A 15,268-nucleotide genomic window follows, 5' to 3' on the forward strand; every position below is an offset into this window, starting at 1 on the left:
GTTGTAACCAAAGATGGTTTTACATTACCGGAAACTATGTCAAAAATTTTTAGTAAAATAATGTGATTTTTATAAATAATTTCTTGAATGTTATTTGTTGGTTGCATAAATTAAGAAGAATAACAATAGCATTTGCGTAAATTTTATTAAATTTGTGACGAAAATGTATATAGGTTGTTAACTTGGGGCGAAGAGCCATTGTAGCAACACTCTTAATTGTCAGCACGTTCAAGGAAAATCATGAGTGCCAAAAATAAAATCCTATTATCAATAGGTGGTCTATTTTTTCTCGTTATTTTATTCATAGTGGGGAATGGATATTTCGCTTTTAGTAGTTCTTCAGAGAAGAACTACCAAGATAAACTCTCAATAGAAGCCAAATTGATCGCATCCGCAGCGGAGCAGCGGTTGTTACGTAATTTTGATGTGCTGATTATGGCATCTGACTCTATTGATATTGATGATAGCGGTAATATTAATCTTAAGCAGTTAGCTGAAAAGCTCAAATTTATGGAAAATCATTACCAAATCACCGAGGCATTCTACGCCCAAGCTGATGGGGTAAGTTATCGTAAAGAAGGCAAAATAGCTGATTTTAATGCGAAAGAATTACGCCGTGATTGGTTTTTAAGAGCGATGCAAGGTGAAGAACACGTTACCACTAAACCGTATGAAGCAAGAGGAAGAATGATTATTTCTCAAGTTGAGCCGGTTAAACGTAATGGCCGTGTGGTGGGTGTCATTGGTTTGAATATCGATCTCGGGGATACATCATCGTTTATTCGCACCTTATCTGAGAAAGGTCAAATATACTTAAACCGTGCCGATGGCTACATTTTGTCAGCTCATGACTCCGATGATGTAGGTAAAAATATATTTGATTTAATGCCTTCATATGAAAAATATAAAGGTAAAGAAGGTGTTGGCCATAAATATAAAAGTAATGGCAAGCAGTACTTTGTCGAAAGTTCGATTTCCGATGAGTTGGGCTGGACAGTATGGAGTTGGGAAAGCCAAGATAATATCGTTGCTGCATCCCGCTCTAACTTGAACCTGAGTATTCTGTGGGGTGCTGTTGCGTTAATCATTGCACTCATCCTCACTTATATTTCAATTACACGCCTAATGTATCGACCAATTGGCGGTGAGCCGACTGAAATCGAAGGAATGGTTAAACATGTTGCTGAAGGCGATCTGACTCAGGCTGGCACTGGCACGGGTAACGAAACCGGTATTTTGGGCGCGATGTTACGCATGATGTCCAACATGAAAGAGACCATCATGCAGATCACGAGCTCTTCAAAAGCGCTGAAAGTCGCCTCTGGCGAAATGACTGAGATTTCATCGAAAGTGAAATCAAGCTCAGAATCGCAAATGGTACAGCTTGAACAAGCTGCAACAGCATTGAACGAAATGTCGGCGTCCATTGATGAAGTCGCGCGAAATGCACTGAAAGCATCAGATGCAGCGAAAGGTGCCAACGAGCATTCAGACCAAGGTATCATAGTGGTTCAAGAGATGAACCGTAGCATCATGACGTTAGTGGATCGTATTGAAGCTGTGGTTAATGTGAATATCCAGCTTGAGAAAGAGACCCAGAGCATCGGACAAATTCTCGATGTGATTGATGGACTTTCTGAACAAACCAACTTACTCGCATTAAATGCTGCTATTGAAGCTGCGCGCGCAGGCGAGCATGGACGTGGCTTTGCTGTGGTTGCTGATGAAGTTCGCCACTTAGCCAACAAAACGAAAGAGAGTACCACCATCATTAATGAGACAATCGTTCGTTTGCAAAGTGAAGCAACTCAATCGGTTGAAATGATGCGCGACAATATGAGCGATGCGAAATTAACGTCGGATAAGTCAGAATTAGCCAATCAAGCGCTGCACGAAATTCAACAATCCGTCGGATTGATCCAAGAGATGAATACGCAAATTGCAGCCGCTGTAGAAGAGCAAAGTCATGTCTCCTCAGAAATCAGTGCAAGCGTAGAAGAGATCAATGAATTGGCACGTTCTACGGTAGACATTACGGAAAATAACCATGAAAAAGCGCAAGGTTTAACTAAGATTGCAGAAACCTTGAATAAATCTATCCAGATATTCCGCTGGTAGTTACCATCAATTAAAGTAACAGCCTCCAATTGGGGGCTGTTCATTGGCTATATCAAGCTGTTTTACGGCGCTTGTGTCTAAATAGACATAAAAATAATACCCCTAATAAACGAATACTAAGGCTGCCGCCGCCACCACCACTATAACTGCTTGTCTCAGTTAATCTCATTCCTACCGTGCTAAAACCATTAACTCCTGTATCTTATGATGATTCAATCGTAGATGTCGCTAACTTGGTGTAATCACCGTCAAAAACATTCATTTCTGATTCCGTTTCAATATCACTCAGTGGTTAAGTTTACGAATATATTTATTCGAAGTGGCATTATCCCTGTTCTTTGCTAGTTTCAGTGATAGAAAAGTAGTGATTGCTTACTGAGGGGATTCTATTGGAAATGAAAGAAATGAATCTGCAAATTAATGGTTTTGAAACAGTTTTTCGTGATTCCAAAGATGGTCTGGCGATTTTTAAAGATGGTGTTTTCGTGGACTGTAATCAGTCCATGTTAGATTTGGTCGGCGTGGAAAGAAGAGATCAGTTTATTGGCCGCACACCATTTGATTTCTCGCCTAAATATCAATTTGATGGGCGCTCTTCTCAAGAAAAAGGAATGGAATACATCAATAAATGTTTCGAAGAAGGCAGTGTACGTTTTGAATGGAACCACAAAAAATTCAATGGTGATCCATTTTGGTGTGAAGTTATCATTACCAAAATGATACTTAATGATGAAGTGGTGGTTCATGCCAACTGGCGAGATATAACAGAGAAGAAAGATCTTGAAATAAAGTTAGCAGAACAGAGAGAAGTATTTAAAACTCTGTTTGATGAATCCATGGATGGTTTGAGTATTTTTGATGGCAAGCAATATGTTGATTGTAATAAAGCATTTCTCCGCATGTTTGGTTTTGAAAGTAAAGATCAGGTGATAGGTATTCACCCCAAAGATATTTCGCCAGAGTTTCAAGCCGATGGACGGTCTTCGCAACAGGCAGCACGAGAGATTATCTACGATGCATTGGAAAAAGGGCGCAGTGTTCGCTTTGAGTGGGTGCACAGTAAAGTAGATGGTACTGACTTTTGGACTGAGGTGATCATTACTCAGGTTAAATTACATGATGTCGACGCTATTTATGCAGTAATTCGAGATATTTCTGAGAAAAAAGAGCTGGAATTTCAACTTTACGAACGTAACTCTGAACTGGACGAAACTAACCGCAACCTTGAATTAATTGTTGAAAACTTAAAAGAGACGCAAGCTAAGCTGGTTGAATCGGAAAAAATGGCCAGTTTGGGCTCTTTAGTTGCCGGAGTTGCCCATGAAATCAATACGCCAGTGGGGGTCGGTTTAATGGGCATCTCCCAATTTCTTGAAGAAACCGCGGCGGTGAGAAAACGCTATCAAAATGGTGAACTAGACGAAGCCTTATTTGAAGAATACCTCAAGAGCGCCAATGAACTGGCGACTATTGTTAATAAAAACTTAGATCGGACAGCCCATCTTGTACGTAACTTTAAACAAATAGCGGTCGATCAGACGAGTGAAGAAGATCGTGCCATTAATTTGAAAGAGTATGTCGAGGAAGTCGCATTTAGTTTGGGATCCGTGGTACGTAAAGCTAATACCGAGATTACTATTGAGTGTCGTGATGATTATGATGTTGTCACTAACCCCGGTCTCATTTCACAGGTGCTAACCAACTTAATTGTTAATTCGATTAATCATGGCTTTAGCATTAGAAAATCAGGCAATATTCATATCACCGTCAGTGAACATAGTCATACTTCATTTATGTTGAATTACCAAGACGATGGCAAAGGAATTAGTGCGGAGAATCTACCAAAAATCTTCGATCCTTTCTTTACCACTAGTCGAGGAGAAGGTGGTACTGGGCTCGGCCTAAATGTGACTTATAACATTATCACTAATGCATTGAATGGCTCGATTGAGTGCCGTAGTGAAGAGGGGAAAGGAGTCAAATTTATTATCGTTTTTGACGTTAAAGAAAGGCTTTAACCGCTGATTGAAACTAATGAGGCTATTCCTGATTCGAATAGCCTCGTTGACGGCATTCCAACACTCGGGTGTTAATCGGGATAAATATCCCGTAGCGCCATGATCTTATCGAAGTTCTCTATCGCTAAATCACAAATATCTGGATCGAAATGGAGGCCGCGTTCTTCTTTTAACAACGCAAGAATTTTGTCTGCTGGCCATGGCTCTTTGTAGGAACGTTTGGCCGCTAGGGCATCAATCACATCCGCAATGGCCATTAAGCGGCCTTCTATTGGAATATTTTCTCCTTTTAAGCCAGAAGGGTAGCCTGAACCGTCCCATTTTTCATGGTGATATAGCGCGATTCGAGCGCCAATTTGTGGCAGCGCACGTCTTGAGTTACACAATAAGTCGAAACCAACTTGAGCATGGGTTTTCATGATTTCCCATTCTTGTTCATCCAACTTACCGGGTTTATGCAAAATGCGCTCAGGAATCGCTATTTTCCCTATATCATGCATCGGTGTTGCGTGCTTAATAAGTTGAATAAATGACTCATCTAGACCTAAACGCTGAGCCAACAGTTCGCAGATTAATGAAACGCGTCGGACGTGAGCGCCAGTTTCTTTGCTGCGCATCTCAATCGCATCACCCAAAATGTACATCAATTCTTGTTGAGTGCGTTCAATATCTTCACGGCGAGTTAGGTTTTCAAAAATAATAGATATCTTAGTTAACATTACGTTTAACAGACGTTGAACGAGTTGTGATATTGGCGTATTAAACGTGACCAAAACGGCACTCTCACTATGGTCTGAAAGGCGAGTAAAACTACAGAATTGGGTGGCCTCACATACGTTCTCTTTGGTTAATAACGAATGATTAACTGGCTGTATGATCGCGTTAGAAAAAATATTGGTATCGATATCCGTATTGATTTGATATTCGTTATCCACCAAAGAAAGTTGGATTTTTTCTCGGTTACCTAACGCATTGATCGATTGGTATTGAAGATAAAAGCAAACACTGTTCTGTCCGATGAGATCTTGCACTTCTTGGCGAGCTTGAATGCAATAAGCTTCGCTATTGGATGCTTGCAAAACCCGAGTGGTGGCACTGACAACATCTTCAAGTCCTTTGCTTCCTTGTTCTACTTCTCGAATATCGCGATAGGAACGAATTGCAGAGTAAATCGTTGTTTTTAAACGAGTTGAATTGAGTTCGGTTTTATTTTTGTAGTCGTTAATATCGTAGTCGCGAATGACATCTTCTTCGGGGGCTTCGCCCGGCTGTCCGGTACGTAGAACTAAACGAGTCGTAGTATTTTTATTGCTTTCACGAATCCACTTAACTAAATCAAGGCCTGCATGGTCATCTTCCATGACCACATCAACTAAGGCAAGCGCGATATCTGAATGTTCCTCAAATAGCATTTTTGCCTCTTCAGCATTATGCGCTTTGAGAAAAACTAATGGGCGGCTATCAACGAGGACGCGTTTTAGCACCATCTCGGAAACAGAAATAACATCATCTTCATCATCAATGAGCGCTACTTTCCATGGCGGAAGTGTTTCTTCTACCTTCTCATCTTTCACTGGATCTTTCGGTTGAGATGACGCTTTTTTAGCAAATAATGGGTTTTGCATACTGTCGGCTTAATCGTATATTTGGTCAATTATCTTCATAAAAATATAGATTGCCGCTTCATGAAGCGCCACTCAGCTAACATGAATCTAATCACATTGTTGCCGTAAGTCGTTACCTGCTCATTGAGGTAATGGTAAGCACGAAGTCAGTTAGCATCGATAGTTTTGTTTAAAGTGAGAATGTATCTCACCTTAAACGCAATGAGGTCATCCCCATGATTTTGATGCTATAGCATCATGCCACCAGACACTTCTATTCGTTGACCCGTAACCCAGTCCAATCCATCACTGAGTAAAGCCGATATCGCTTTACCTATATCGTCCGCTTCGCCAACACGGCCTAAAGCGGTGACTGAGGCAACCATCGCTTGGGCTTGTTGACTGTCTCTTATTGCTCCCCCGCGAAAATCTGTCGCAATCGCTCCGGGAGCGAGCGTATTGACTCTTATGCCTTGGTTAGCAAACTCTTTTGCCATGTAGCGAGTCATGACTTCAACCGCGCCTTTTGCCATTGCGTAGGCCCCGGAACCTGGGAAGGTAAAGCGGGCAAGACCAGATGAGATGTTAACGATATGGCCACCGTTGTTAATCAATGGCAATAACGTTTGGGTAAAGAAAAAGGGGCCTTTGACATGAATATTGAGCATATCATCTAGGTCAGAAACCGTGGTTGTTTTCATCATTTGATGTAGGCCAGTTCCGGCATTATTAACAAGATAATCAAATGATTGACGTTCGAAGTGTTCACCTAAAATGAGTTTCAACTGGCGAGAGAACTCGGCAAATTTAGCCACGTCTCGAATATCACACTGCAGGGCGAAGGCTTTGCCTCCTAACTGCTCAATTTCTGTGATTACTTCTTGGGCTGCTTGCTTGTCACTATGATAAGTCACAATGATCCCTATATGATGCTTTGCTAAATGAAGCGCCGTGCTTTTGCCTAATCCGCGGCTACCGCCAGTAATAAGTGCAATCTTATTCATCGTACTTTCCTTTTAATTAGAGACTCTTTAGCTCGGGTACACGAGTGACTTTAACCAAAGTACTTAACTTGAAAAATAAGACTAATCAGATAAGACTGTTCGTATTAAATGAACAATATGAGTGACATCATGGATAAGATCGAAACGATGAAACGGTTTATTGCCGTGGCAAATACCGGAAGTTTCACTCGTGCAGCAGAACAGATGAATGTGCCAAAGTCTGCTATTTCATCATCGATCAGTCGCTTAGAGGAACATCTTCATACGCGACTCCTGTATCGTAGTACTCGTCAAGTCTCTTTAACTGAATCAGGAGAACGCTATCTCATTCAGAGTCAGCGATTACTTGATGAATTGGAAGGATTAGAAGACCAATTTCAGAGTGAAAGTTTTACTCTTTCTGGCACCATACGAGTCGACATGCCAAGCCGGTTTTTTTCTACTTTAATTGCGCCCAATTTACCAGATTGGTTTGCGCGTTATCCCAATACTCATATTGAGATTCTTGGGGCAGATTATCGAATTGATCCCATTAAGGAGCGAGTTGATTGCGTGATTCGTGGGGGAAAATTGCAGGACAGTAATTTAGTTGCAAGAGCGTTAGGTAAGATGGAAATGATCAACTGTATTAGTCCGACTTACGCGCAACAATTTGGTGTTCCCCGCACACTTGATGATCTTGCCAGTCACTATGTGGTTGATTATGCGGCAGACAGTTATCAACAACCCAATGGGTTTGAATATTATGCCCATCAAGAAAGTCATTACGTTGATGTACCCAGCTTAATCTCGGTTCGCACTACGGATGCTTATCTTGCTGCTTGCCTTAATGGGTTAGGGATTATTCAGTTACCTAAATGTGGTGTTGAACAACAGTTACGTAATGGCGATCTGATTGAGGTGCTTCCTGAGTATCGTTGTGAATCGATGTCGATGTCGGTCTTGTATGAATCAAGACATCAGCAGCCAAGGCGATTGAGTGAATTCATCGATTGGCTAACCCAAGTGTTTAAGGCCGTGAATGACTGAAGTTGGGTCGTCCACTTTATTCATTGTGTTATTTCGGTTCAAATATAAAACGAAATTCATATAAAAGGGGATTGTTCAATTGAATGGGACATGGTTGCAAGAGGCAATAATCCGTCTAATTCTACCGTGATTTTTAAGTGATAAATAATCCAAATTTCAACAACATAACTTATTGTTATGGCAAGAATGATTGGTTTTATAAATCTATTGCATTTATTACGGGTACTATTTCTTCCATTTCAGAAGTAATGTTACCCGATTTATCCGGATAATCATTAAACGGGAAGTAAGGTAAAGTATTTTCCATCAACTTACGGGAGATACGAATCATGACTGACAACAAAACAACACCTTATGCCGCACTACTTTTACGCATCACTCTTGGCATTTTATTTTTGGCACACCTTGGCTTGAAATATTTTGTCTTCACACCTGCTGGTACTGCACAATTTTTCCAATCTTTGTCACTTCCAGGCTGGTTAGCCTACGTGACTATGCTTTGGGAACTACTGGGTGCTATCGCATTGATCACTGGTTTCTACACTCGCATTAGTGCAGTGGTAATGATTCCGGTTCTATTAGGCGCGATTGTAACGGTTCACGGCCCAGCTGGTTTCTTCTTTACTGATGCAAATGGCGGTTGGGAATATCCTGCATTCTGGATCGTTGGTTTGATCGCTCTTGCATTAATTGGTGATGGCCCATATGCAGTAAAACCAACTAACTTAAAATTTGGTGAACAAAAGTAGTGATGCGATAACATCGCTGATTACACGAATTGTTAAGCGCACGCCCCATACACATTGTGAGATGTGATGGGGCGTTCTTTTTAGGCAAAATATCCGTTTACCCATCACAAATTTATACAAATAACGTTCGGTAAAATCATCCGATAAATTGTGACGTTAATCTTAAAAAAACCATTAAATAACAATAAATTTATATATTTATCAATTAACAAAGTTACGGGGTGAATTGAAATGAATTGCTCATTTTTTTGATTTGTAACAAATCTTTTCGATTGTGAATGATAATAATTTGCGATAGCATTTGCATGTTTATGGTATCTAAGGACTTCGCATCATGTTAAAGCTGGCTCGGCTTTTTACTCTTTTGACGACATTAATAATCACGTTTTCTGCGTCCGCAGCTGTGATTGATTATCAAGCGGCTGCCGATGAAATTAATACTCGTCTTGATAAAACCCTACAGCTTTACCAAGCTGGTGATGCCGATAAAGCCAAAACCACCGTGCAGATGGCTTATTTCGAAATTTTTGAAGGCATGGAAGGCCCAATCCGGATTAACTATTCACAGAAATACGCTTATCAACTCGAAGCTAAATTTGGTGAAATCCGCAAATTAATTGCTGCGCATGCACCTAAACAACAAGTGACTCGAGAAATTGACTGGTTAAAAACGCAAGTCGCTTCCGTTCCCGATATTTTAGAATCCGGCACTCAATTAGTGGCTGAAACTCAAGATGTTCATCAAGCAAGCATTTTGCCTTATTGGCGTGAACAAGTTCTTACTATTGAACGCATGGTCAACCAGGGGTTAGCGAGTTATCGCACCTCAACCCAAGGCACAGAACAAGAGCAACAAGCAAAACGTGATAAAGCTGCTGAGCTGGTTCGCCAAGCGCAATTTGATGCTTACAAGAATTCCGATTTAGAAACGGCGATTCGTTTGAACCGCTCAGGCAGTAAAGCGGCAGACTATAACGAACGATTCAAGCATATGATTGAGCTGACTAAACAGCCATTTAACATGCAAAATTTAGTGGCGTTTGGTTACGACGTGGCTAACTTAACTCAAGATTTAAAAGACGATCTACCAGGATTGCCATCAACACGTGATTCGCAAAAACAAGCAGAGCAAGCCAGTGACAGTGTGCCAAAACAAGATTGGCAAGCAGTGATTACGGGTATTGATGCGGCGATTACACAGGCGATTAACACTTACCAAGATGGCAAGGTGACTGACGCGATGATGGCGGTGCAGGATGCTTACTTCGATCGCTTTGAAGCCACGGGAATGGAAAATGCCATTGGTGCGCGAGATACCGCATTTAAATCTGAGCTAGAAGGTTACTTCACCCGTATCGTCAGTATGATGAAAGCGGGATCATCACTGGGTGATATCCAAGGTCAACAACAAGCTCTAAGCAAAGCACTGGATAAAGGTGCTGATATGCTAGGCGAAGGTAGCCAAGGTTTCTGGGCGATCTTCATTGCAAGTTTAACCATCATTTTGCGTGAAGGGCTTGAAGCACTCCTTATCGTCGCTGCGATTACTGCGTATCTGGTTAAAAATGACCATAGCGATAAGCTGCACATCATTAAAAACTCCGTCATTGTGGGCTTAATTTGCAGTGTGATTACTGCTGCCTTATTCCAATGGTTGTTCACCAATGCGGGAGCAAGTCGCGAAATGCTTGAAGGTATCACCATGCTGGTGGCTGTGGTGGTGCTCTTTATGATGAGCTATTGGCTGCTTTCCAAAGTTGAAGCCACGCAGTGGAAAAAATATCTTGAGAGCAAACTGTCTCGTTCATTGACTGCTGGTTCTATTGCAGGGCTATGGTTTGCGAGTTTCTTGGCGGTATACCGTGAGGGGGCTGAGACGGTTTTATTCTACTACGCATTGGGTGCCGATGGTTCTGCGAGTTCGTTAAGTGGCATCTTTGGCGGCCTAGCTGTAGGGATAGTTATTCTGACCATCATCTTCTTTGTGATGCGTTACAGCGTGGTGAAATTACCACTCAAACCTTTCTTTATGTTTACCGGTGGATTCATGTATCTGATGGCCTTTGTCTTTGCTGGCAAAGGGGTATTAGAACTGATTGAAGCCAAACTCTTTAACCCAACACTGATGGATTCTGTACCGCAAATCGGATTGTTGGGGATTTACCCTTACGTCGAAACATTAATTCCGCAAGTGGTGCTGATCATCGCAGCATTATTCGCCTTAATGGTGATTCGACGTCAGGGAAAACATGCAACGTCGGTACAGCAATCAGCGTAATACATTAATTTTCATTTGGCTTACTATTCAAGGAAATAACGATAATGACTAACAAACTACTCATCCCTGCAGCGATCGCAGCCATGATGTTTGGTACGACAGCAGTGGCTGGTGAACATCCAGCAGGTGACACCGTTGAAATGAACGGTATGGAATTGGCAGCGGTTTACCTAGAGCCGGTAACAATGGAACCTCAAGGTATGATGATGGCTGCGTCTAAAGCAGACGTTCACCTAGAAGCCGACATCCACGCGCTAAAAGGCAACAAAAACGGTTTTGCTGCTGGTGAATGGATCCCTTACCTAACCATTAGCTACAAAATGAAAAACCTAGACACAGGCAAAACTCAACAAGGCACTTTCATGCCGATGATCGCGTCTGATGGTCCTCACTACGGTTCAAACGTTAAAATGCTAGGTGTGGGTAACTACGAACTTTCTTTCCACATCGATCCACCTTCTAAAGGCGGCCTGCTACGTCATACTGACAAAGCAACAGGTGTTGGCCGTTGGTACAAACCTTTTGATGTGACTTACAAGTTCAAATACGTTGGTCTGAAATAAGCCAGCGCTATGGATGAAATTAGGGTGCGTTGAATACGTAACCCAATAGAGGCGGCTTGGCCAAGCCGCCTCATCATAACAATTAGAATGTGGGCAATATGAGCTTTTATCTTTCCCAAGTCCTGTCTTACTTCTTGTTGCCAGCGGTCCTTTTCGGTGTGCTTTGGTCCGGCGCAACACAGCCTTTCTATAAACAACGTTTTTGGTGGTTTTTACTCCCCACCATCATTGGCAGCCTCACATACGCCTTTCTTCCTTATAGCCAAGTGTATATTTTAACCATTGGTATTATCTATATTGCGGTGTGTGTCCTGCTCTTGATTTACGGTCTGTTCGTGACGACGCCACGTCAATGGTTATTATTATGGCAAGGCGCGTTGGTGGTTTTGGCTGCATTTATGTGGGCAAAAGTGGCGAAGTTAGACATGATAAGCGCAACCAGTGTGATTAATACGGAACTGATTTTAAATATCTCTGCTTTGATCGGTGGATTTATCTTGGTTGGGGCTGTCCATCTGTTCTGCTCAAAAGTGTTTGAGTTACGCAGCCGTACCACCAAGCGTTTGTTCTTTTTCGTCTTAATCCTACTGGCTATTTTACCGTTATCCGGTGAGGTGCTCCTCGCCGCAATGAAACTACAAATTCTCGATTTATATCAAGGATTGCTCAGTTACGTATCGAAAGTCACTAACTTTTATTGGTTATATGCTTATGGCGTGTTGCTAATGTGTTTGATTCCGTTAGTGATGATGTTCATTAAAGAGATTAAACCGCTAAAAGCGTCAGTGAAGGCACAGTCTCAGCCGATTGAACGGCGTAAAACGCAAGCGTTATTAAATATTAAGCAACGCAGATTACGTAGCTTTATGGTCAGTTTGGTCTTAGTGTTTGCCAGCTTGTTGTATTGGGATGCGGTTGCCTCTCAGCCACCGACTCGTTCGCCCGCTAAGAGCATTCAATTAGCGGATGATGGTGCGGTACATGTGCCTATCACTGATGAAATCAAAGATGGAAAACTGCATCGTTATCAATGGATTGCAAGTGATGGCAAGGTAGTGCGCTTCTTTATTATTGACCGCTATCCCGGTGAAATGAAATTTGGTGTGGTCTTTGATGCTTGCATGTTGTGTGGCGATGCCGGTTACATTCAAGATGGCGACCAAGTGATTTGTTTGGCCTGTGGCGTGCATATCTTCATTCCATCTATTGGTAATCCTGGCGGTTGTAACCCGATTCCAATTAAGCAATGGGCACTGAAAAATAACGAAATTGTGATCAGTAAGAAACAGCTTGAATCCGGGTTGCAGTATTTCAGCGACGTGGTGAAAATCACCGTGAAAGATCCCGTTAATGGGAAATCGTTAACCAATTTAGATGCGCCATACAGCTATGCCTTTGGCGGTAAAACTTACTTCTTTACTGAAGAGGCGTCTTACGAAGCGTTCCGCGATAACCCTTGGCAATACGTAGAAAATAGTTCTGCGTTAGGAGGGAATGAATAATGTTATGGACAATGCTCCGCCAGTCTTGGCGGCATGATAGTGGTCGTAAAGTATTGGCAACCACGACCATTTTTTTAGCCGCCGGTCTGATTTCAGCGCTGCTCGCTATCTCCATTACTATTGGCGATAAGATGTCGGTGGAGATGAAAAGCTATGGGGCCAATATTGAAATCACACCGGAAGGGCAAGTTCAGTTGCCGTATGCGTTAAAAAACGCCTTAAGCACCATGGACAAAGATGATCTGTTATTAGAATCGGAATTGCCCAATATAAAAAACATCTTTTGGCGTAACAATATTATTGGTTTTGCGCCGTTTGTGCGTGGTAAAGCAATAGCCAATGGTCAGCAGAAAGTTGCCATAGTCGGTACCTTTTTTGATCAACATCTCGCTGTACCTGATGAGCCCGATTACCATACCGGTAACAAAATCATTTCCCGTTATTGGAAGGTGACAGGGCAATGGCCAAATGATGATCAGAAGCAGGCGCTAGCCGGTCAATCTCTGGCTAAAAGCCAAGGTTGGCAAGTGGGTGATACGGTTACTTTAACCAATCAAGGTCAGCCACAAACCGTGACGATTACTGGTATTTTAAGTGATGGTAGCGCGGAAGAAGAGGCGTTGGTATTGCCACTGCATATCAGCCAGCAGTTACTTGGTTTGCAAGGCCGAGTAGAAAGCATCAAGGTGTCGGCACTGACTGTGCCGGAAAATGCGTTATCGAAAAAAGCGCGTGATAACTTAGAGTCGCTTGATTCTGATGAATACGACTTGTGGTTCTGTACCGCGTTTGTCTCTTCGATTTCATTTCAGTTAGAAAAAGCGCTGAATAACGCGTCAGTAAGACCGGTTTGGCAAGTGGCCGCGTCTGAGGGCATTGTGATTCACAAAATTCAAAGCCTATTGTTTATGGTGACGTTGGCTGCCTTTATCGCCGCTTCAATGGGGATCGCGTCATTGATGACCAATGCGATTTTGCAACGTTCGAAAGAGATTGGTTTGATGAAATCGCTTGGCGCCCATAACTGGCAGGTGTATCTGCTGTTTTATGCTGAATCAATCATTTGTGGTCTGCTCGGTGGTTCACTCGGTTGTATTGCCGGGTGGGGGCTATCGAAAGTAATGGGATACGCCTTATTTGGCTCTACGGTCTCGTTCAACTGGATTATCGTACCGCTTGTTTTAGTGATTTCGGTCGTGATGACTGTATTTGGTACGTACTTCCCATCTCGTCGTATTGCTGCACTTTACCCAATAGAGGTGTTGTATGGCCGCAAATAATCGTTCAATGAAAACCTTATTGGTGATGCGTTCACTTAAATTGCGTATGCGGCGTGTGTTAGTCGTATTAGCGGCGCTCACGATGGGGGCTGCCATTGTAACTGCAATGGCGGGTGTCTATTTCGACATCAACCAAAAGATGAGTCACGAACTGCGTAACTACGGGGCGAACTTTTATGTGGGCCCGGGGACCAGCGGTTCAACCATCTCGACCCACGACTATCGCACTATGGTAAGTCAAGTGCCGAAAGGGCAACTTGTTGCGTCAAGCCCTTATCTGTATAGCATGGTGCAATCGGATCTCGAAAAAGTCGTGGCGATGGGTGTTGATTTTTCACAACTGAAAAAGCTCGTTCCGTACTGGCAAGTAAAAGGTGAGTGGATTGGCGTGTCGTTTGATAAGCGTAATGCCATGATAGGCGCGACACTGGCGAAAAAATTAGAAGTGAAAGTCGGTTCACAAGTGAGCATTATCAAAGGTCAGCACCGCCATACGTTTAACATCAAGGGGATTATCGATTCTGGTGCAGAAGAAGATAACTATCTGATTGTGAACTTGTCGATCTTACAATCTTGGCTAGATCAGCCAGATCAAGCGAACTATGCGATGTTCAGTATCGATAATGCTAAAGGCCAAGTGAATGCGTTTGCTAAAACGCTGAAATCTGCGTATCCCGATTTGACCATTCGTCCGATCCTGAAAGTCTCCGCCTCGGAAGGCAAGGTGCTGGATAAGATCAAGCTCTTGATGGGCGTGGTGGCCTTTGTCATTTTGGTACTGTCTACTTTATGCGTGAATACCACGCTAACTGCGATGATTGCAGAGCGCCGTCATGAGTTTGCACTGCAAAAAGCGTTAGGGGCCTCGCATCGTGAAATCACCCGACAAATTTTAACCGAAACCCTATTGATGACGGTTGCTGCCATCATTATTGGTTTGGGGCTTGGGTATATTTTGGCGCAGATACTAGGTCAAACGGTGTTTAGTTCCAGCATTGATCTTCGTGCGCCTGTGTTTGTTATTACCTCTGTGTTATCTATTTGTGCGGCATTAGTGGCTGCCACCATTCCCACTTTACGGGCGATGCGAGTCGATCCGGCGAAAGTGTTAAAAGGAGAATAA

11 protein-coding genes are annotated in these 15,268 nt (G+C 42.6%); 9 read left to right on the plus strand and 2 right to left on the minus strand.

Translation table 11 applies throughout. The annotated features are described in order from the left end of the window. Window positions 1-240 precede the first annotated feature (240 nt). Window positions 241-2,118: a methyl-accepting chemotaxis protein gene (locus F9817_RS14600; protein ID WP_161156822.1), complete on the plus strand. Its 1,878-nt coding sequence runs from the start codon at window positions 241-243 to the stop codon at window positions 2,116-2,118. A gap of 395 nt (window positions 2,119-2,513) precedes the next feature. Then, window positions 2,514-4,136: a PAS domain-containing sensor histidine kinase gene (locus F9817_RS14605; RefSeq protein ID WP_161156824.1), complete on the plus strand. Its 1,623-nt coding sequence runs from the start codon at window positions 2,514-2,516 to the stop codon at window positions 4,134-4,136. A 71-nt stretch (window positions 4,137-4,207) separates the two neighbouring features. Here F9817_RS14605 and F9817_RS14610 read toward each other — a convergent pair whose 3' ends face one another. Together F9817_RS14610 and F9817_RS14615 are read right to left on the minus strand one after the other, a co-directional pair. Further along, window positions 4,208-5,761, minus strand: a complete 1,554-nt coding sequence (locus F9817_RS14610; RefSeq protein ID WP_161156826.1) for an HD domain-containing phosphohydrolase — start codon at window positions 5,759-5,761, stop codon at window positions 4,208-4,210. Window positions 5,762-5,988: 227 nt separating this feature from the next. Continuing rightward, a complete protein-coding gene (locus F9817_RS14615; RefSeq protein ID WP_161156828.1) occupies window positions 5,989-6,744 on the minus strand; it encodes an SDR family NAD(P)-dependent oxidoreductase in 756 nt (251 codons plus the stop codon). Between the two features lie 129 nt (window positions 6,745-6,873). On the opposite strand from F9817_RS14615, the gene F9817_RS14620 reads away from it, so the two are divergent. From F9817_RS14620 to F9817_RS14650, 7 genes are all read left to right on the plus strand, one after another. After that, window positions 6,874-7,773 (plus strand): LysR family transcriptional regulator, encoded by a 900-nt coding sequence (locus F9817_RS14620; protein ID WP_161156829.1) that lies wholly within the window; start codon window positions 6,874-6,876, stop codon window positions 7,771-7,773. Window positions 7,774-8,102: 329 nt separating this feature from the next. Continuing rightward, window positions 8,103-8,522 carry a DoxX family protein gene (locus F9817_RS14625; RefSeq protein ID WP_161156831.1) on the plus strand — a complete coding sequence of 140 codons (420 nt, stop codon included), beginning with the start codon at window positions 8,103-8,105 and terminating at the stop codon, window positions 8,520-8,522. A 334-nt stretch (window positions 8,523-8,856) separates the two neighbouring features. Continuing rightward, complete coding sequence (locus F9817_RS14630; RefSeq protein ID WP_161156833.1) at window positions 8,857-10,800, plus strand: FTR1 family iron permease; 1,944 nt, start codon at window positions 8,857-8,859, stop codon at window positions 10,798-10,800. A 44-nt stretch (window positions 10,801-10,844) separates the two neighbouring features. Beyond that, window positions 10,845-11,363, plus strand: coding sequence for an iron transporter (locus F9817_RS14635; protein ID WP_161156835.1), 519 nt, complete (start codon window positions 10,845-10,847; stop codon window positions 11,361-11,363). Between the two features lie 98 nt (window positions 11,364-11,461). Further along, complete coding sequence (locus F9817_RS14640) at window positions 11,462-12,865, plus strand: Fe-S-containing protein (RefSeq protein WP_161156837.1); 1,404 nt, start codon at window positions 11,462-11,464, stop codon at window positions 12,863-12,865. After that, window positions 12,865-14,145, plus strand: a complete 1,281-nt coding sequence (locus tag F9817_RS14645) for an ABC transporter permease (protein WP_161156839.1) — start codon at window positions 12,865-12,867, stop codon at window positions 14,143-14,145. Before F9817_RS14640 ends, F9817_RS14645 begins: the two co-directional genes overlap by 1 nt. Continuing rightward, complete coding sequence (locus tag F9817_RS14650; protein WP_161156841.1) at window positions 14,132-15,268, plus strand: ABC transporter permease; 1,137 nt, start codon at window positions 14,132-14,134, stop codon at window positions 15,266-15,268. The genes F9817_RS14645 and F9817_RS14650 overlap by 14 nt, the downstream gene beginning before the upstream one ends.

Source organism: Vibrio eleionomae (assembly GCF_009874545.1).
Classification (GTDB): Bacteria; Pseudomonadota; Gammaproteobacteria; order Enterobacterales; family Vibrionaceae; genus Vibrio; species Vibrio nitrifigilis.

Bases quoted from the DNA above. Each gene is read 5' to 3' on its own strand.
- F9817_RS14600 (WP_161156822.1), top strand. From the start codon at position 241: ATGAGTGCCAAAAATAAAATCCTATTATCAATAGGTGGTCTATTTTTT.
- F9817_RS14605 (WP_161156824.1), top strand. From the start codon at position 2,514: ATGAAAGAAATGAATCTGCAAATTAATGGTTTTGAAACAGTTTTTCGT.
- F9817_RS14610 (WP_161156826.1), bottom strand. From the start codon at position 5,761: ATGCAAAACCCATTATTTGCTAAAAAAGCGTCATCTCAACCGAAAGAT.
- F9817_RS14615 (WP_161156828.1), bottom strand. From the start codon at position 6,744: ATGAATAAGATTGCACTTATTACTGGCGGTAGCCGCGGATTAGGCAAA.
- F9817_RS14620 (WP_161156829.1), top strand. From the start codon at position 6,874: ATGGATAAGATCGAAACGATGAAACGGTTTATTGCCGTGGCAAATACC.
- F9817_RS14625 (WP_161156831.1), top strand. From the start codon at position 8,103: ATGACTGACAACAAAACAACACCTTATGCCGCACTACTTTTACGCATC.
- F9817_RS14630 (WP_161156833.1), top strand. From the start codon at position 8,857: ATGTTAAAGCTGGCTCGGCTTTTTACTCTTTTGACGACATTAATAATC.
- F9817_RS14635 (WP_161156835.1), top strand. From the start codon at position 10,845: ATGACTAACAAACTACTCATCCCTGCAGCGATCGCAGCCATGATGTTT.
- F9817_RS14640 (WP_161156837.1), top strand. From the start codon at position 11,462: ATGAGCTTTTATCTTTCCCAAGTCCTGTCTTACTTCTTGTTGCCAGCG.
- F9817_RS14645 (WP_161156839.1), top strand. From the start codon at position 12,865: ATGTTATGGACAATGCTCCGCCAGTCTTGGCGGCATGATAGTGGTCGT.
- F9817_RS14650 (WP_161156841.1), top strand. From the start codon at position 14,132: ATGGCCGCAAATAATCGTTCAATGAAAACCTTATTGGTGATGCGTTCA.